15 protein-coding genes are annotated in these 18,343 nt (G+C 64.8%); 7 read left to right on the plus strand and 8 right to left on the minus strand.

Going from position 1 to position 18,343, the window contains the following annotated elements:
• Positions 1-109 precede the first annotated feature (109 nt).
• Entirely contained in the window at positions 110-397 is a 288-nt protein-coding gene (locus ACQR1W_RS01420) for a succinate dehydrogenase assembly factor 2 (RefSeq protein ID WP_434849150.1), read from the plus strand.
• Positions 397-3,912: a transcription-repair coupling factor gene (mfd, locus tag ACQR1W_RS01425; RefSeq protein ID WP_434849151.1), complete on the plus strand. Its 3,516-nt coding sequence runs from the start codon at positions 397-399 to the stop codon at positions 3,910-3,912. The genes ACQR1W_RS01420 and mfd overlap by 1 nt, the downstream gene beginning before the upstream one ends.
• Before the next feature lie 36 nt (positions 3,913-3,948).
• On the opposite strand, the gene ACQR1W_RS01430 is transcribed toward mfd, so the two are convergent.
• From ACQR1W_RS01430 to ACQR1W_RS01445, 4 genes are all read right to left on the minus strand, one after another.
• On the minus strand, positions 3,949-5,349 hold the full coding sequence (locus ACQR1W_RS01430; protein ID WP_434849152.1) for a lipase family alpha/beta hydrolase: 1,401 nt from the start codon (positions 5,347-5,349) through the stop codon (positions 3,949-3,951).
• Positions 5,350-5,796: 447 nt separating this feature from the next.
• A complete protein-coding gene (locus ACQR1W_RS01435) occupies positions 5,797-7,026 on the minus strand; it encodes a GGDEF domain-containing protein (protein ID WP_434849153.1) in 1,230 nt (409 codons plus the stop codon).
• Positions 7,027-7,114: 88 nt separating this feature from the next.
• Positions 7,115-8,623, minus strand: coding sequence for an AMP-binding protein (locus ACQR1W_RS01440; protein WP_434849154.1), 1,509 nt, complete (start codon positions 8,621-8,623; stop codon positions 7,115-7,117).
• A 67-nt stretch (positions 8,624-8,690) separates the two neighbouring features.
• On the minus strand, positions 8,691-10,517 hold the full coding sequence (locus ACQR1W_RS01445) for an extracellular solute-binding protein (protein ID WP_434849701.1): 1,827 nt from the start codon (positions 10,515-10,517) through the stop codon (positions 8,691-8,693).
• 261 nt (positions 10,518-10,778) lie between these two features.
• On the opposite strand from ACQR1W_RS01445, the gene ACQR1W_RS01450 reads away from it, so the two are divergent.
• Positions 10,779-11,588: an invasion associated locus B family protein gene (locus ACQR1W_RS01450; RefSeq protein ID WP_035981641.1), complete on the plus strand. Its 810-nt coding sequence runs from the start codon at positions 10,779-10,781 to the stop codon at positions 11,586-11,588.
• Positions 11,589-11,711: 123 nt separating this feature from the next.
• Here the strand turns inward: ACQR1W_RS01450 and hspQ are convergent, their stop codons facing one another.
• A complete protein-coding gene (hspQ, locus tag ACQR1W_RS01455; protein WP_008969455.1) occupies positions 11,712-12,044 on the minus strand; it encodes a heat shock protein HspQ in 333 nt (110 codons plus the stop codon).
• Positions 12,045-12,151: 107 nt separating this feature from the next.
• Between hspQ and ACQR1W_RS01460 the strand changes: the two genes are divergently transcribed.
• Complete coding sequence (locus ACQR1W_RS01460) at positions 12,152-13,105, plus strand: AEC family transporter (protein ID WP_434849155.1); 954 nt, start codon at positions 12,152-12,154, stop codon at positions 13,103-13,105.
• A gap of 1 nt (position 13,106) precedes the next feature.
• On the opposite strand, the gene ACQR1W_RS01465 is transcribed toward ACQR1W_RS01460, so the two are convergent.
• Positions 13,107-14,321: a UbiH/UbiF family hydroxylase gene (locus tag ACQR1W_RS01465; protein WP_434849156.1), complete on the minus strand. Its 1,215-nt coding sequence runs from the start codon at positions 14,319-14,321 to the stop codon at positions 13,107-13,109.
• A gap of 135 nt (positions 14,322-14,456) precedes the next feature.
• On the opposite strand from ACQR1W_RS01465, the gene pcsA reads away from it, so the two are divergent.
• From pcsA to ACQR1W_RS01480, 3 genes are all read left to right on the plus strand, one after another.
• Positions 14,457-15,191 carry a phosphatidylcholine synthase gene (pcsA, locus tag ACQR1W_RS01470; protein ID WP_434849157.1) on the plus strand — a complete coding sequence of 245 codons (735 nt, stop codon included), beginning with the start codon at positions 14,457-14,459 and terminating at the stop codon, positions 15,189-15,191.
• Positions 15,188-15,910, plus strand: a complete 723-nt coding sequence (locus ACQR1W_RS01475; RefSeq protein ID WP_434849158.1) for a TerC family protein — start codon at positions 15,188-15,190, stop codon at positions 15,908-15,910. The genes pcsA and ACQR1W_RS01475 overlap by 4 nt, the downstream gene beginning before the upstream one ends.
• 201 nt (positions 15,911-16,111) lie before the next feature.
• A complete protein-coding gene (locus ACQR1W_RS01480; protein ID WP_035981643.1) occupies positions 16,112-17,086 on the plus strand; it encodes a quinone oxidoreductase family protein in 975 nt (324 codons plus the stop codon).
• 55 nt (positions 17,087-17,141) lie between these two features.
• On the opposite strand, the gene ACQR1W_RS01485 is transcribed toward ACQR1W_RS01480, so the two are convergent.
• Together ACQR1W_RS01485 and ACQR1W_RS01490 are read right to left on the minus strand one after the other, a co-directional pair.
• Positions 17,142-17,828 (minus strand): YkgJ family cysteine cluster protein, encoded by a 687-nt coding sequence (locus ACQR1W_RS01485; RefSeq protein WP_434849159.1) that lies wholly within the window; start codon positions 17,826-17,828, stop codon positions 17,142-17,144.
• Between the two features lie 104 nt (positions 17,829-17,932).
• Positions 17,933-18,205 (minus strand): hypothetical protein, encoded by a 273-nt coding sequence (locus tag ACQR1W_RS01490; RefSeq protein WP_434849160.1) that lies wholly within the window; start codon positions 18,203-18,205, stop codon positions 17,933-17,935.
• Positions 18,206-18,343 lie beyond the last annotated feature (138 nt).

An 18,343-nucleotide genomic window follows, 5' to 3' on the forward strand; every position in this document is an offset into this window, starting at 1 on the left:
GAACATATCGGTTCTGCGGCGGACAGGGCTGACAGGGCCAAGGGCGGTCGCTATATGAAGCGCGCCCGGCTCCGTCCGGGCTTTTGGCGTTGCATTTCAGGATATCGCGATGACTGGGACCACCCGATCGAGCCAAGGCCTTGATGACCACCGCAAGCGGCTGCTGTTCCGCTGCTGGCACCGCGGCACGCGGGAGATGGACCTGATCCTCGGTCGTTTCGCCGACGCGGAGATCGCGACGCTGAACGACGAGGAATTGGCCGAGCTCGAGCGCTTGCTCGAGATTCCGGACCCGGATTTCTATGCCGCGCTGACCGGGAGCCTGCCGCTGCCGCCGGAGGCGGGCGGGGCGCTGTTTGCGCGCATCAAGGCGTTCCGCGCCGTGGATGTGGATTGATGAAAAGCCCTGTCAAATCTCCCGCCGAGCTGCTCGCGCCCGGACGCACGCTGACGCTCGCCAATGTCGCCGAGGGGGCCGAAGGTCTCGTTGCCGCCGACCTCGCCCGGGCCGTGGCCGCACGGCCAAAGCCGCCGGCGGTCAGCCTGGCGGTGATCTGTCGCGATGGCGCGCGGATGCAGCAGCTGGCCCGTGCGTTGGACTTCTTCGCGCCCGACCTGCCGGTGATGCAATTCCCGGCTTGGGACTGCCAGCCTTATGACCGCGTTTCGCCGCATGGCGGCATCCTGGCCCAGCGCGTCACCACTTTGGCGCGACTGTCGCGGCTTGCCGGCAGCGACAAGCCGCTGATCGTGCTGACCACGGTGAACGCCGCGGTTCAGCGCGTGCCCGCGCGGGACACGATGGCAGGACAGGCGCTGTCGGTGGCGCCCGGCCATGTCGTGCCGATGGACTCGGTGGTCGCCTGGCTCGAGCACAATGGTTATACGCGCTCCTCCACGGTGCGCGAGAGCGGTGAATATGCCGTGCGTGGCGGCATCCTCGATCTGTTTCCGGCCGGGCTCGACCAGCCGGTCCGCTTCGACTTCTTCGGCGACAGCCTGGAGTCGATCCGCTCCTTCGATGCCGAGACCCAGCGCACGCTCTTGGACATGCGCTCGCTGGACCTGGTGCCGGTCTCCGAGTTCCAGCTCGTCACTGAGACCATCCGCCGCTTCCGCATGGGCTATGTCGCCGAGTTCGGCGCGCCTGAGCGCGACGATGCGCTGTATGAGGCCGTCAGCGAGGGCCGCCGCTATCCCGGCATGGAGCATTGGCTGCCGCTGTTCCACGACGGGATGGAGACGCTGTTCGATTATCTGCCGGGCACGCCCGTCGTGATCGAGCCGCAGGGCGGAGACGCCGCGCGCGAGCGCTTCAAACAGATCGCCGATTATTACGACGCGCGGCGGGAAGCGATGGAGCATCCCGGCGGCGGCGCGATCTACAAGCCCTTGCCGGTCGATCGGCTCTATCTCAGCGAATCCGAGTGGGCGGCACGGCTCGATGCGGCGCCGTTGGCGCGGCTGACGCCGTTTGCGGTGCCCGAAGGGAGCGGCGTGGTCGACATCGGCGCGCGTCAGGGCCGCAATTTCGCGCCCGAGCGCAACGACGCCGCCGTCAACGTATTCGAAGCGGTGGTTGCGCATGTGCAAGCGCTGCTAGCCCAACGCAAGAAGGTCGTGATCGCGCTCTGGAGCGAAGGCTCGCGCGACCGCATGACCAGCATGCTCAGGGATCACAAACTGGCGCTGGTCACCAGTGTCAACACCTGGCGCATGGTGCAGGCGACGCCGCGCAACGAGACCATGCTCGCTGTGCTCGGGCTGGAGACCGGCTTCGAGACCGACCAGATCGCCGTCATCTCCGAGCAGGACATCCTGGGCGACCGTCTGGTGCGGCCGCGTCGGGCGAGCCGCAAGCTCGACAATTTCATCTCGGAGGTCACGAGCCTTGCCGTCGGGGACATCGTCGTCCACGTCGACCATGGCATCGGCCGCTTCGTCGGCCTGCAGACGCTGGAAGTGGCCAGCGCGCCGCATGACTGCCTCGAGCTGCGCTATGCCGGCGAAACCAAGCTGTATCTGCCGGTCGAGAACATCGAGCTGTTGTCGCGCTACGGCTCCGACCAGACCAATGTCGAGCTCGACAAGCTCGGCGGCAGCGGCTGGCAGACCCGCAAAGCGAAGCTGAAGAACCGCATCCGCGAGATCGCGGGCGAGCTGATCAAGATTGCCGCCGAGCGCATGCTGCACGAGGCGCCGAAGCTGCCGGTGCAGGCCGGCGTCTATGACGAGTTCTGTGCCCGCTTCCCCTATGACGAGACCGAGGACCAGGAAACCGCGATCCAGGCAACGCTGAAGGATCTGGAAAGCGGCCGCCCGATGGACCGGCTGATCTGCGGCGACGTCGGCTTCGGCAAGACCGAGGTGGCCTTGCGCGCCGCCTTTGCCGTTGCGCTGGACGGCAAGCAGGTCGCGGTCGTCGTGCCCACCACGCTTCTGGCCCGACAACACGCAAAAACTTTCACCGAGCGTTTCCGCGGCTTTCCGGTCAATGTCGCGCAGGCCTCGCGCCTCGTCTCGACCAAGGAGCTCAACCAGGTCAAGAAGGGACTGACCGACGGCTCGGTCGACATCGTGGTCGGCACCCATGCGCTGCTCGGCAAGTCGATCAAGTTCCGTGATCTCGGTCTTCTGATCGTCGACGAGGAGCAGCATTTCGGCGTCAGCCACAAGGAGCGGCTGAAACAGCTCCGCGCCGAGGTGCATGTGCTGACGCTGTCGGCCACGCCGATTCCGCGCACCTTGCAGCTTGCGCTCACCGGCGTGCGCGAGTTGTCGATCATCGCGTCGCCGCCTGTGGATCGGCTTGCCGTCCGCACCTTCGTCGCGCCGCATGATCCCGTCATGATCCGCGAGGCGCTGCTTCGGGAACGCTACCGCGGCGGCCAGGCGTTCTACGTCGTGCCGCGCATTGACGATCTTGCCGAGGTCAAGGAATTCCTCGACAAGACCGTGCCGGAGATGAAGGTCGCGGTCGCGCATGGTCAGATGGCGCCGACCGTGATCGAGGACATCATCTCGGCCTTCTACGACGGCAAGTTCGACATCCTCCTGTCGACCACGATCGTCGAATCCGGTCTCGACATTCCCCGCGCCAACACGCTGATCGTGCATCGCGCCGACATGTTCGGCCTCGCCCAGCTCTATCAGCTGCGCGGCCGCGTCGGCCGTTCGAAGCTCAGGGCCTATGCGCTGTTCACCCTGCCATCGACGCACAAGATCAGCGCGCAGGCCGAGAAGCGGCTCACCGTGCTGCAGTCGCTGGAGACGCTCGGCGCCGGCTTTCAGCTTGCCTCCCATGACCTCGATATCCGCGGCGCCGGCAATCTCTTGGGCGAGGAGCAGTCCGGCCACGTCAAGGAGGTCGGCTTCGAGCTCTATCAGTCGATGCTCGAGGAGGCGATCGTCAACCTCAAGGCTGGCGTCACCGAGCCTACCGTCGACCGCTGGTCGCCGCAGATCACGATCGGCATGCCCGTGCTGATCCCGGAGGATTATGTCTCCGATCTCTCGGTGCGGCTGTCGCTGTATCGCCGGCTGGCCGATCTCGAGACGGACGAGGAGATCGAGAATTTCGCGGCCGAATTGCGCGACCGGTTCGGCAAGCTGCCGGACGAGACGCGCTATCTGTTCAAGGTCGCTGCGATCAAGAACTACTGCCGCAGGGCCAATGTCGAGAAGGTCGATGCGGGGCCAAAGGGCGCCGTCATCGCTTTCCGCGACAACAGCTTTGCCCATCCCGACCGCCTCGTCGCCTTCATCAAGCGCCATGGCCAGGCCGCCAGGGTGCGGCCCGACATGAAGGTCGTGTTCCTGCAGGATTGGGAGACGCCGGAAGAGCGGCTCGCCGGGGCGACCGATATCCTGAAGGACCTTGCCGAACTCGCCGAGAAGAAGAAGGCGGCGTGAGCTGCGAGCGGTCAATTGGCGGGCGTGCTGCGCCCGTCAGGGAGTCCGCCGCAGCAATGGCGATTTGGACCGTGCATTGACGAAGAACACGACGCTGGATTGCTCGCTCGATTGGTGCGAGTCGCCCTCGAAGCGCATGACATAAGCGCCCGGGAGACGTGGCGCGGTCCACCGCGCCGAGATCTGCGCGATTTCCGGTCCCTGGTATTCGAGCGGCAATCCCCCGCCATACGGCACCAGGTCGAGCGCCGCCGCGCCGCTATGCGCGCCGGCTCGTGGCACAGCGCTCACGGTCAGCCGGCCACGGATCGCCGTCGTCGGCGTATCCGGGATGATCAGTAACTGCATAATCTCGTCCGGCGCAAAGGTGCGCTTGTTGAGATTGATGGTGATGCCCGCCTTGGCCATCACGAAGGTTCTCATCTGCGACAGCCCAAAGATCTCGTCCAAAGCGTCCGCAAGCTGCACGGTGCCGAGGATTCCGACGTGGTCGCCGGGCATCGTATATTTGCCGGAGTAGCTTCCCGCCAAGGCGCTGAACACCGGGACTGTTCCATCGCCGTCGACGGTGATGGTCTGCACAAACGTCGTACCGCGATAGAGATAGGCGTTCGAGGTCTGATAACCGGTCCCGGCGATCAGATAATAGGTGACGTGGTCGGGACGGTTCTTAAAGTCCAGTTCGTGCCACGACGTCGCCGCGGCGCGGGCGTTGGACGGCATGAGCTGATACTTCTCGTCCACGGCAGTATCGTACACATCCTGATTCTGCTGGCGTTGCCCGAGGCTGGTGTCGAGCAGCACTTCCGTGCCCGGTTTCGGGAAACATTGAAAGCCGGCCGGATATAGCGGGTTGTTTGCGATCTGACGGTAGTCGTCGCTGCTCAGTCCGAGCGCGCCGTCCTCGCAGCCCAGCGCGTGTCCGAGTGCGGCTGCTGCACCCAGATGCGGTCCGCAAATGCAGATGAGACGGCTGATCTTCGCGAACCAATCCGCATTCCGATATTTCTGGCTCTCCAGAACCAGCCGCGCCACCAGATTGCCCATGGAATGGCACACGAGCGTAATCAATGTCGCGCCGTCGCTGACTGCTTTGGCGATCCGCTGCGCCAGCATCTCGGAGGAGGCAGTGAAGGCGGGCGTGGTCTGCCAGAGGTCGACGCGCCAATCGTAGTAGAAGTCGACACGGCTGGCACCGAGCCGGCCCGCGATCTGATCCAGCTTGGTCATGATGGGGCGGTAGACAGGATATGAATAGCCCTCCCAGACCGGGAGCTCGGCCCAGATCGCCGTCGCCACCACGGCAGGGTCGAGCAACTCGCTGATCCGGTGGTAGCCCTCCCAGGCGATCTCGTCGAGCGTCGGCGGCCATACCGGCGTCTGGCCAAGACTGAGACACGATCCTTCGATACCAGGCACCAGAATGATCGTTTCCATGGGGCCCCTCCCTGGACGCGGGGTGCTGCTGCCGCATCAGCACCATCAGGCTATGTGTAATTTGGTATGAACTCAATCGAAAGTTGATGGCCTCTCGTCAGGTCATTACGGCTGCGCCGCCGGCGGTTGGACCGACTCCGTGCCTGTTATCGTCCCAAGTTCGCGGCGCGTCACCGGAGCAGCCAGCCGAACCGCATCGCCATGGTCGCGATCAGGAAAACCAGGATGATTCCGATGACGCCGATCCAGTCGGTCTGATCGCGAGATCTTCCGTTTTGCATCCGCCGGTATCCCACGCGCTTCGCTTCCAGTCTCGTCTTTGCGAGACAAGTAGGGCAAAGCCGCGACGGCGGCGTATGTCCTCGCGTCGTCGGTGCAGATCTCGAGCGGCGGGTTGCAGCCTCAGGCTCGGCGGTCCCGATGCTCGGAAGCCGGAAAGCGACTACATCAAGACGCCGCGCGTCGCGTCTCGCCATAAAGCCGCGCGAGCAGAGTGCGTGCGGTGTCGCCGGCTTCCAGCGCGGCGACCGTGATGGACGGCTCGGCGCGGGTGTCGCGCTTGCCGTGCGATGTGTGGCGCATCACGCTTAACAGCCTACGCGTGATGCCGTGGGCGGCGCGCAGGTCGGTTTCCGCAAAGACGATGATCACCGAGCCGTTGTCTTCGCGCGTGCCGAAATCGATCCGGCGCATCAGTCGGCTGATGATCCGGGCGCCGTCGAACTGGGCGCGGGGATGTGTTGGGTCGAAGGCAAAGCGTGCCACCGCGAGGCCGCTGCGCTGCTTCTGGGCCTGGGTCACGGCGGTCGCGAAGTCACGGGCAAAAGCGGGCTTGGTCAAAAGGCCGGTTTGCGGATCGAGCAGTCCGCCGGCTTCAATGGCCCTTAATGCGCGGCTCAACCGCGCCTCAAAGGCATGCTGGCGGATCAGCGGCAGGGCACTGGCGGCAATGTGCGCAGGGTCGCCAGTGACGATCTCGAGATTGGCGAGCTCAGTTGGCGGCGCTTGCAGGCTGGAGGTGGCTACGACGGCCAGGTTGCGGAAGCGCGTATCCTCGGCGAGCACGGTCAGGAAGGCGTCGATGACGCGCGGCGTGAAGCCGTCTCCCAGCACGACGCCGTCGATGTCTCGGCTCGCGAGATGTTTCGCCGCCGCCTCGATGCTGAGCGCGCCGACCACCACCATGCGCTCGCCGAACGCCACCGAGAGCGCCGGATAGGATGCGCCGCGGCCGAGCAGCAGCACCGTGGCGTCGTTCAGCGGATCGGTGTCGGGCAGGCTGACAGGTTCAGCCCTGGCCTCATCGAGCCGGCGCAACACGGTCGCATGGAGGCTGCGAAGCCGGAGCGCGGCGCGCAGACGCGCCACCAGCCGATCGGTGTCGTTCTCGCTCCGGAAGGGCACGGTATTGTCGGGCAGCGTCCCGTGGGGCCCGAGCGCGATCACGGGAATATAAGGCTTTCGCGCGGCAGCCTCTCGCGCAACGACCGCGACGTCGGCTTCGCTCGCGCCATCGAGCACCGCAACGACCGCCGCCGGTCGCGAGTCCGACATGGCGCGTGGGGCTTCGCTCCAATTGGCTTCGATCGAAGGAAAGATCTTCGCTGCCGAGAGGGCGGCGACAAGCGAAGACCGCGCGGAATTCGAGACGACGAGGAGCGGGCCTTGCTGCGACATACTGGGAACTCAAGGGCACAAGCGAACAGGCCTGTGATCCTAGGTCGCCTGCGTTAACGCGCCGTTAGCAATACACGCTGCCGGCGAGCTAGGCGGGGGAGTTGCTCCGGTCCCGGAATGCCTCCACCATCAGCGGATTGAGGCCGAGCTCCGCGAGCGCCTCGCGGGCGCGCGCATTGTCCATGGCACGCCCGGCGAGCCGGTGGCCGCTGAGCCGGTCGGGCAGGGCGGTCAGTAGCGCCCCCTGGCCCAGCCGCCGCGACCATTCGTGCAGGTCCTGCGCCAGGAAACGATAGCCTCCGACAGCCATCACCCCGGAAGGGGGCGCGGTGATCGAAATCACGTCGCGGGTGCGGTCGAGACGCACGGCGTATTCGGTATCGACATAATCGCGCGGCTGCGGCGGCATCATCGAGTCGCTCGGCGGTGGCGGCGGAGCATAGGCTGCGATCACGACCATGGGTCCGCGCAATCCGAGCGTGCCTTTCGGCGTCACCAGCACTTCGCCTGCAATGGAGGAGCCGGGCTGGTCGCGCGGCGCGCCCTGCAGTCCGGGTTTGACCGGACCTGGCGCGCCGTCCGGCGTGGTGCGGCGCACGGCGAACAGCCCGGCCTCGCCGAACAAATAGACGTCGGTCATTTCGACCTGTTGAGCGCTCCAGGTCGGGCTCGAGCTCACCTGCTCCGGCGCGCGCCACATGCCGATCACGTGGCGCAAGGTCGGCAGGCGGGCTGCGAGATCGCATTCGTCGAGCCGCAACGCCAATTGTGCCGGCGCGATCAGGGTGTCGCAGCCAAGCTCATTCATCTGCTGCTCAAGCGCCTCGGAATCGAACGGATGATGCAGCGCAAGACTGCCGCCCGACAGCAACCAGGTCACGATCGAGGCGGCAAGGCCGGCAAAGGACGACGGCACAAAGGCCGACATCATGTTGGCGCCCTGCGGCAGGTCGCTTTCCAGCGAGATCGCCAGCCCGCCTGCGATCAGGCTCAAATGGGTGCGCGGCACGGCCCGGAAGCCCTCGCCGGTGACGTCGAACGAGATGATCGCCGCCTTGCGGCCGTCCTGCAGGACGTTGCGGGCCGAGCGGGAAGGCTTTGCAATCGCCTGGTCGAGCGAAAACATGCCTTCCGGCAGATCGGGACCGAAACCACAGACGTGGCGGATCGAGAACGCCTCCGCCGCGGCATTCATCGCGAGGTCAGCATGGATCACGCCGTCGACCTTGGTGGTGGTGACGATCGCGCGCGCACTGACGCGGTTCAGCGCGGCCACCAGCTCCGCCTGCCGCCACAACAACGGGAACACCGCCACCACCAGCCCAGCCCGATGGGCGGCGAGTACGGTCAGCATGAACTCCACGGTATTCGGCAGCTGCACCGCGATCACCGAATTTGCCGGAAGCCCGGAGTCGATGAAATGCGCGGCAATCGCCGAAATGATCCGGTCGGCCTCGGCGTAGGTCAGGATGCGCGGCGGCTGGCCGGTGACCCGCGGCTTGTTGACGGGATCGATCAGCGCGACCGTGTCCGGCTTGCGCGCCAGGATGCGTTGGAACAATGCATCAAGCGTCGGCGATGTCGTGACCTGATTCACTTGCTGCCCCGTGCTTCCCCGGTGCCTGACATCCGGGTCCCCGAAAAATAGCCCCGCCCGCAGTCGATCATTTCGGTGCCGAGTCCGGCCGCTGCCACCAGCTCTCGGGGAGCGATCCCGTCAGAGCCGTCCGCTTTGGCCGTTCTATCCGATTCCAGCGTGCAATCCATTCTTCCGCCGCATTAAGCACCGGAATCGCGTAGAAGCCAGCCATCAGGGCGCGGTCCAGAGCCCGGACGGCTGCAACGAAATCCGGCCTGTCGCGCGCGCGCAACAGCGCGGCGATCATGGCATCGATGGCAGGGTCCTTCGCCCCCATGTAATTGCGGCTGCCAGGCCGGTCCGCAGCCTCGCTGCCCCAGTAGAAGGCCTGCTCGTTGCCGGGCGACAGCGACTGGTCCCAGCGATTTTGGATCATATCGAATTCAAAGCCGATCCGGCGCTGATCGAATTGCACGGGGTCCACCACGCGCACAGCGGCTGCGATTCCGGCACGCTTGAGGCTGTCGGAATAGGCCAGCGCGATGCGCTCCTGATCCCGTGTCGTCACCAGGATCTCGAAAGCGAGCGGCGCATGGGTCGCGCGTTGCCGCAGCACGGCGCCGTCGAGCTGATATCCTGCCTCGGACAGCAGGTTCAATGCGGCTCGGAGCGTCGTACGGTCGCGACCCGAGCCGTCGGTAACCGGCAGGCGATAGCTGCCGTCGAGGATGTCGGAAGGGATTTCGCCGGCAAACGGCTTGAGCAGCTCCCGCTCGGCCGTGTCGGCAGGACGTCCATAGGCCGACAAGTCCGAGCCCGCAAAGTAGCCGCCACTGCGCCGGTACAGGCCGAAGAAATAGTTGCGGTTGATCCATTCGAAATCGAACAGCAGCGTCAATGCGCGGCGTACGCGGATGTCGGAAAAGACCGGCCGGCGGGTGTTGAAGACGAGAAATTGCGAGGGCTGCGGCATGCCTGAGATGACCGTGTCGCGGACGACCTCGCCGGCTTTCACAGCAGGGAAGCCATAGCCCTCGTGCCAGCGCAGCGGCTCGTCCTCGACCCGGAAGTCGTAGAGACCGCGCTTGAACGCTTCGAAGGCGCCATTCGCCTCGCGATAGAAGTCCAGCCGGATCTCGTCGAAATTCCACAAGCCGCGGTTGATCGGCAGATCGCGTCCCCAATAGTCGGGATTGCGCGCAAGAGTGACGCTCGACCCGGGCCTCACTGCCGTGACACGGTAGGGGCCGGAGCCGATCGGCGCCGTCATGGTGGTTTCCTCGAAGGTCGAAACCTCAGTCGCGTGCTGCGGCAGGATCGGCATCAATCCGAGGATCAGCGGCAGCTCGCGATCCTCGACGCCGCCGAAATCGAACCGAACCGCGAGCGGGTCCAGCGCTTCTGCCTTCGCGACCTTGCTGTAATACTGCCGATGATTGGGCCGGCCGTGGTCGCGCAGCAGAGCCCAGGAGAACAGAACATCCTCCGCACGCACCGGTTGACCGTCGGAGAAGCGGGCGCGGGGATCCAGTCGGAACGTGACGAAGGTTCTTGCGTCGTCGGTCTCGACGCTCTTGGCCAGGAGGCCGTAGAGCGTGAACGCCTCGTCATTGCCGCGGGCGAGCAGACTCTCGACCACATAGGTTCGTACTTGCTGCACTGCGACGCCCTTCACGATGAAGGGGTTGAGGCTGTCGAAGGTTCCGAGCAATCCCCAGGTCAGGCGACCGCCTTTTGGCGCGGCAGGATCGACATAAGGCAGGTGGTCGAAATCGGCAGGCAGTGCAGGGACGCCGTGCATGGCAATGGCATGGCTCTCGGTTGCGATTGCGCGCGGGGTGTAGATCGGCTGCAACAGCGCGGCCAGAACAGCACAGAGCAGGCCCGCGGCGAGCCGCATGCGCCAGAGCATTAACATCGGAACGCAAGCATTTGATTCGGAACCGCTCACAACCACCTTTTAGCACAGGCTGTGAAGGCATAGACCGCGCCCGCACAGGGTGCCGCGGCATTGATCTTTCCGCACGCCACGTTAAGAAGGCGGGCGAATTGGGCAAGGTGGCAACGCCTGTCACTTAACCGCCTCATTTCCTGAGGAGACAGCCGCGCGAAACGGCTTGGTGTGGCGCCTTTGGCGGTCTCGGGCGCTGCCGTTCAGAAAGGGTTTTCCGCAATGAATTTCCGTGACTTGGCCTCGTCGGTTGGGCCGCGTGGGCGGCTCGTCGCCTTGCTGGCGGCCACCGCGCTGGCTGTTTCCTTCGCATCGAGCGCGCAAGCCCAGGCCCCGGCGCCTGGCGCGCCGAAAGCGAAGGCTCCGGCTGCGCCCAGAGCACCAGCTCCCGCTCCTGTTCCCCAGGCCCAGGCGCCTGGCGGCGTTCCTCCAGCTGCCGGCGCGCAGGCCCAGGGCCAGCAGCCGCCTGAGCAGCAGATCCAGCTGATCTACGCGCCGTGGACCAAGTTCTGTCTCAAGGGGCAGGACGCAAACGCCAAGCAGGTCTGCTTCATCGGCAAAGACGGCCGTATCGAGTCCGGCCAGCCGGTGGTTGCGGCCGTCATCATCGAGCCGGAAGGCGAGCCCAAGAAGATCCTGCGCGTCACCCTGCCGCTCGGCATGCAGCTTCAGCCGGGCACCCGCATCGTCGTCGACAACAACCAGCCGATGCAGAACCCCTATGTGATCTGTTTCCAGAACGGCTGCATGTCGGACTACGAGGCGACGCCAGACTTCATCGCGGCCATGAAGAAGGGGCAGAATCTCTACGTGCAGGCAATCAACTCCAACGGTGCGGCGCTGACCTTGCCGCTGCCGCTGCAGGAGAAGGATACGGGCGGCAGCTTCGGCAAGGCCTATGATGGTCCGCCGACCGACCCGAAGCAGTTCGAAGAGAACCAGAAGAAGTTGCAGGAAGAGCTGCAGAAGCGCGCAGAAGAGCAGCGCAAGAAGCTCGAATCGACGCAGCCGCAGCCACAAGCTGGCAAGTGACGACGTCAACAAGTGGCGACAGCAAAAAGGCGCTCGAACGAGCGCCTTTTTTGTCTGCGAGGTCGTTTGTGTGCGACGTCTGTGAGGCCGCGGGTAGCAGGCAGCACACCGCGCGCAGGCGGCTCAATTCAATGATGGATTGCGCGGACGATAGCCGCCCGACTTGTCCTTGATGAAGATCTCGGCGACCTGGGAGTGGCGGATCGGCTCGCCGGAATTGTCGGGCAACAGGTTCTGCTCCGAGACATAGGCGACATATTCGGAGTCCGCATTCTCCGCGAGCAGATGATAGAACGGCTGGTCCTTGTGAGGGCGCACCTCCTCGGGGATCGACAGCCACCACTCCTCAGTGTTGTTGAATTCCGGATCGATATCGAAGATCACGCCCCGGAACGAGAATATCCGGTGCTTCACGATCTGGCCGATCTGGAACTTGGCGGTTCGCGCTTTGATCATCCGTTCCGAATAGACCAGGATTGCGGCCGACGCTAGTGCCCGGGCGGCGGATTTAATCTAGAGCTGTCGCAATCCCGCATCGCAAATACCCACCCCCGACCTTCTCCATGATCGACATCCTGAACCTGGCGCTGCCGTATTTCGGCGTGGTTTTCATTGGCTTCGCCTGCGGTAAATTTAAGCGGCTGCCCGACGCCGGCCTCGCCTGGATGAACTTCTTCCTGCTCTACGTGTCGTTGCCGGCGCTGCTGTTTGGCATCATGGCGCGCACGCCGTTCTCGGAGTTGAACAACCCGCCATTCCTGGTTGCGACGACGCTGTCGACCATGTTGGCCTTCGCGTTGGCGCTCGTGATCGGCTGCATCGTCGGGCGGTTGCCGTTCCGTGAGGCAACCATGGCCGGCCTCGCCGGAGGTTACGGCAATATCGGCTATATGGGACCGGGCCTGGCACTCGCCGTGCTCGGCAACAAGGCTGCGGCACCGACGGCGCTCATCTTCTGCTGCGACAGCATCTTCCTGTTCTCGATCGTGCCGCTCCTGATCGAACTGACCGACCGGGACCATCCGTCGCTGTTGCATGCATTGCGCGTCGTGCTGCGTCAGATCCTGCTCAACCCGCTGATCATGTCGACCTGTGCCGGCGCACTCGCCGCTGCGGTGCATTTTCAGCCGCCGGTTGCGCTCGATCGTACCTTGCAGTTCCTGCAGAATGCGGCCGCGCCCACCGCGTTGTTCGTGCTGGGCGTGACCGTGGCGCTCCGCCCGTTCAAGCGCGTGCCGTGGGAGGTGCCCGCCGTGATCGCGGTGAAGCTTCTCATCCACCCGCTGCTGTCGTTCGGCTTGATGCTCGCGTTCGGGCCGTTTGCTCAGCCCTGGGCGGCGACGGCGGTGTTGATGGCATCGTTGCCGCCGGCGCTCAACGTGTTCGTGATCGCGCGCCAGAACGAGACCTGGATCGAGCCGGCCTCGGTCACGGTGCTGATCGGCACCTTCGCATCCGTGGTCACGCTGACCAGCGCGATGTGGCTGATCCAGAGCGGTCGGCTGGTGTTCCCCTGAACTAACCGGCGCGACGGCTTGTCCCCTGAGCGCCAGGCCGCCAGGAGGGCGCCAGTCCCTCGCGCATGGCAAGCCGACGGAGCGGTCCGATCGATCCGATCAGATGTAGCCCGGCGGCGCGCAGTGACTGCATCGGCAGGAGATCGCTGAGCAGCGAGCGATTGGCCACATCGATCACGAAGGTGCGGCTGAGAATGTCGGCGCCCCGTGCCGCCCCATAGCGCGCGAGCACGGCAGCCGAACCGAGATCCTCACCGGCGGCTCGGGCCTTGCTCACAACCGATGCGATGTCCATGGCATCGCGCAGACCGAGATTGAGCCCTTGCGCACCGATCGGCGGCACCACATGGGCGGCCTCGCCGACCAGCGCAATGCGCTGCCGCGCGTATTGATGTGGCCGCTCGATCGCGAGCGGGAACAGGTGACGGCCGGGTTCGACTTGGACGCGGCCGAAAATGGCATGCGACTGGCGTTCGGTCGCCGCCGACAGGGCGTCGTCATCGAGCGCGAACAGCCGATCCGCCTCTTTGGGCGCGGCGACCCAGACGATGCTGCAGCGGTCGCCGGGGAGCGGCACGAACACGCATGGCCCATGGGGCGTGTGGAACTCGGTGGAGACGTTGTGATGCGGCCGCGCATGGGTGATGTTGAAGGTCAGCGCGGTCTGGTTCAGCGCCCGCGTGGAGACACCGATCCCGGCGGCCTCGCGGCACAGCGAATGCCGCCCGTCGGCTCCGACAACGAGCGGAGCGGAGAGGGTGAGGCCCGACGCAGTTGTGATGGTGACCGTATCCTCCTGCACGAGGACGCGTTCGGCTTCCTGCTCGATCCGCACCAATCCCGGAAGCTCGGCTGCGCGCCGCTCCAGCGCCTCCACCAGCACACTGTTTGCGACGTTATAGCCGAACACATCGCGCCCGATCTCTTCGGCGACAAAGCGGACCTCAGGCGCGCGGATCAAGCGACCGGTATCGTCGACCAGCCGCATGGCTTTCAATCCCGCAGCCCGATCTTTGCAGAGCTGCCAGACCCCGAGCTCCTCGAGGAAGTCGACCGAGCCGCCGAGCAGGGCGGTGGTACGGTTGTCAGCATAGGGGGCGCGGCGGGCCGCCAGAGCGGTTGCGGCACCTGTTTGCGCCAGTGCGATTGCGGCCGCGAGCCCCGCGGGACCGCCACCGACCACGGCGACATCGAAAGAGGCGGGTGTATCAGTCATGTAGGGGAACATCGACCTTCTAGCGGGCTTTTTCAAGCCCGCGTAAGGATAACGCGCTATGTAGCAAACACGCGGCGATAGAGCGCAGCCACCGATGTGCAAATCGTTCCGATTCCTGCTAGCACTGCCGGCGTCATGGACAGCTTGAAACCAGACAGCGACGCATTGGCGACGCCGGCGCATCGAGCGGCGGCGTTCTCAGTTCACGTCTTCACCGCGCTCGGTGCCGGCGTGGCGCTGCTGGCGATGCTGGAAGCTGTTCGCGAGCACTGGACCGCGATGTTCTGGTGGTTGGGTGTGGCCCTCATCATCGATGGTCTCGACGGTCCGATGGCGCGACGCCTGGACGTCATGACGGTGCAGCCGCACTGGTCCGGCGACGTGCTCGATCTGGTGGTGGATTTTGCCACCTATGTGTTCGTGCCGGCCTATGCGATCACAGCCAGCGGCATGCTGCTGCCGCTGGCTGCGCCGATCCTCGGCGTTGGGATTGCGGTGACCGGCGCGCTCTACTTCGCCGACCGCCGTATGAAAAGCGACGACAATCATTTCCGCGGCTTTCCTGGGCTTTGGAATATCGCCGCCTTCTATCTCTTCCTGCTGCATCCGCAGCCTGTTCTGGCCAGTCTGGCTGTGGCGACGCTGATCGCGCTGACTTTCGTGCCGTTCCATGTCATCCATCCCGTTCGCGTCGTCCGGCTGCGCCGGCTGACCTTGTCGCTGATGGTGGTCTGGGCGGTGCTCGCGATCGACGTCCTGGCGCGGGACTTCGATGTCGGCGTGCCGATCACCGCGCTCCTCAGTGCGATTGGTATCTACGTCGTCGCGAGCGATTCCGCGATCCGGCTCCTGAGATCCCTCAAAGCATGACCGAACTTCTGACCAATCCTGAAGCATGGGCCGCACTGCTCACGCTGACCGCGCTCGAAATCGTTCTCGGCATCGACAATGTCATCTTCCTGTCGGTGATCGTCTCGCGCATTCCGCAGCCGCAGGCGACGCGGGCGCGGCAGATCGGGCTTGCGCTGGCACTGATCTTCCGCATCCTGCTGCTCAGCGTCCTGGTCTGGCTGATCGGACTGACCGCGCCTGTAGTCTCGGTGCACGGTCTCGATCTGTCCTGGCGTGATCTGATCCTGATCGGCGGCGGGCTGTTCCTGATCGCCAAGGCGACGCACGAAATTCACGCCGAAGTGGAGGCGCGGGAGTCGGAACAGAAGGGCGGGGGAGCCAGCGGCTTCCTGCTGGTGATCCTGCAGATCATCATCATCGATCTCGTGTTCTCGCTGGACTCGATCATCACCGCGATCGGCATGGCCCAGGAGCTCGAGATCATGATCGCTGCGGTCGTGATCGCGGTGGTGATCATGTATCTTTCGTCCGGCCCAGTTGCGCGTTTCGTCGCAGCGCACCCGACCACCAAGATGCTGGCGCTGGCCTTCCTGGTGCTGATCGGTGTCGCGCTGGTTGCAGACGGATTCAAGTTCCACATCCCACGCGGGTATATCTATTTCGCGATCCTCTTTGCGGTTGCGGTCGAGTTCTTCAATGTGCTGGCAGGGCGCAACCGCAGGAAGCACGGCAGCTAGCCGGCAGCCAGTTTGACCCGGCCCAAGTTGACAAGGCGCGCGTGATCGCATTCGCTGGACGAAATCGGCCATGGGGCCTCGTCCTTCCGGGCACGCGGCTTGCGATCGGCCGGGCCTGATGTCCGATGAGAATCAGGTATTTGTTGTAATAGTTTCGGCCGGACCGGAGGACACGGCCACAGGGCTGGAGGAGCAGACGCAATGGTCAAGGCGGTGTGCGTGCACAAGGTGGGAGGTCCGGACGCCCTCGTCTACGAACCCGTCGACATTGCGGTCCCCGGCCCGGGAGAGGTTCGCATCCGCCAGCACGCGGTCGGCCTGAACTTCATCGATGTCTATTACCGCACCGGCCTCTACAAGGCGCCGGGGCTGCCTTTCATCCTCGGCAATGAGGCCGCCGGCGAGGTCGTCGCGGTCGGCCCAGGCGTTACCCATTTCCATCCAGGCGATCGCGTCGCCTATTACCACAACCTCGGCGCCTACGCGACCGAACGCAACATTCCCTGGGAGCGGCTGGTCAAGCTGCCGGATCACATCACCTATGAGCAGGGCGCGGTGCTGATGCTCAAAGGGCTGACGGTCTGGTACCTCCTGCACAAGACCTTCAAGGTCGAGCCACACCACCGCGTGCTGATCCATGCGGCGGCAGGCGGGATCGGCCTGCTCGCCTGCCAATGGGCGCGCGCCATGGGCGCGCATGTGATCGGCACGGTCGGATCGGCGGCAAAGGCTGAACTTGCCCTCGCCAATGGCTGTGACCACGTCATCCTCTATAACGAGGAGGACTTCGTCGCCCGCGTCAAGCAGATCAGCCGCAATGAGCTCTGCGATGTCGTCTATGACGGCGTCGGCAAGGCCACCTTTCCCGGCTCACTGTCCTGCCTGAAGCCGCGCGGGTTGTTCGTCAGCTTCGGCAATGCGTCGGGTCCGGTGCCGCCGTTTTCCATTGCCGAGCTCAACGCCCACGGCTCGCTGTTTGCGACCCGTCCGAAGCTCAATGACTACATCGGCAAGCGCTCCGAGCTGCTCGAAGGCGCTGATACGCTGTTTGCGGCGGTCATCAGCGGCAAGCTGCATGTTCCGATCAATCATGCCTATGCGCTGAAGGATGCCGCGAAGGCGCACAGTGATCTCGAAAGCCGCGCCACCACCGGCGCGTCGATCCTGAAACCCTAGCGAGGCTCGCGCCGGATCGGGGTCCGTGCTTTAGCGTTCGGCTGTCGAACTCCAATCACGCTGCAGCGTCTGTCGCGATCCGTGCGGGTGCCAGGCTGTCCGTCCCGAGCGTCCAGTCGCGTTCGCGTGCTTCATCGGCGAGCGCGAGGGCAAGGCCGTGATTCAGCTCATAAAGGCCGGACGGCAATCCGGCGCGGCTCAAGGCAGAGCTGAGGGCATCCTGAATGAGGCTGCGCAGCGCGCGGTGCGGCGCTGAGACCGGGACATCGACATCGCGTCCAGCCATGGCCTGCGCACAGGCGCGGCGATCGAATGAGGCATGGCCGCGACAGGCCAGTGGTCGAACGGGGTGGATGATGCAGGCGCCGCGGACGATGAACGGGCATGGTTCGCGGCGCGTCATGCGTTCCGTCTCGCTCAGGCCGCGCGTGGCGCGGTTGGCGTGGGCGATCCGGCGCGACAGGCCGATGGTTGAACCTGCGGGGCTCGCGTCGATCTTGCGGACGTAACGGGCGATCAGGAAAATTTCCGGCGCGGTTGCGCTCACCCGGAGCGCGCAGCAGGACGGGCAGCCCTTTTGGCAGGCAAGCGGCGGCAGATGCGCCGTCTGAGCTTCGATATTGGCTTCGAACAGGTCGAAAGCCCGGTCGGCCAATGCTTTGATGAGCTGGCCTGAAGCTGATCGCGTGGCCAGGATCGCGCCGAACATTGTTTCCAGCCGAACAGATGCGGCATCGCTCACGGGCGCTCTCCGGCGTACAGCTCACATGAGCGTCGACCGCGGCGCCCGGCACGCTGCGGTCGACCAATAGGCGGTGAGGGCGCTCACCGCCGCTAGGAGAATAGTCAGGCGGCCACGTCCTTCAGGATCGCCTCGAAGCGCAGACGCGGAATCCGGAAGAAGCCTCGGCCGCCGGCAAAGGTCTGGTAGTGTGGGCGCGCCTTCTCGAGCAGCAGCTTGTACCACGCGTCGGCCGTCAGATGGGCAGGCCTCTCACCGATCGAATTGATCTCGGAGCTGGGGAAGAAGCGGACGTGGATCAGCACGTCCTCCATTGCCGGGCTCGGCGCCACGGCATCGCCGACCGGCAACGCTCGCGCCAGATTGTCTCTCGCCATTCATTATCTCCTTTTTCCAGCCGACCTCGTTGTCGGCCCATGATGAGCAGCTTGCTCCCGGCAATGCCTCTTTCCCCGGCAGGCTGGACATTTTCCGTGCAATCGTTATATTCAGTGTGATATAACGATTGGCGAACC

Source organism: Bradyrhizobium sp. HKCCYLS1011 (assembly GCF_051167795.1).
In the GTDB taxonomy this organism is placed as follows: domain Bacteria; phylum Pseudomonadota; class Alphaproteobacteria; order Rhizobiales; family Xanthobacteraceae; genus Bradyrhizobium.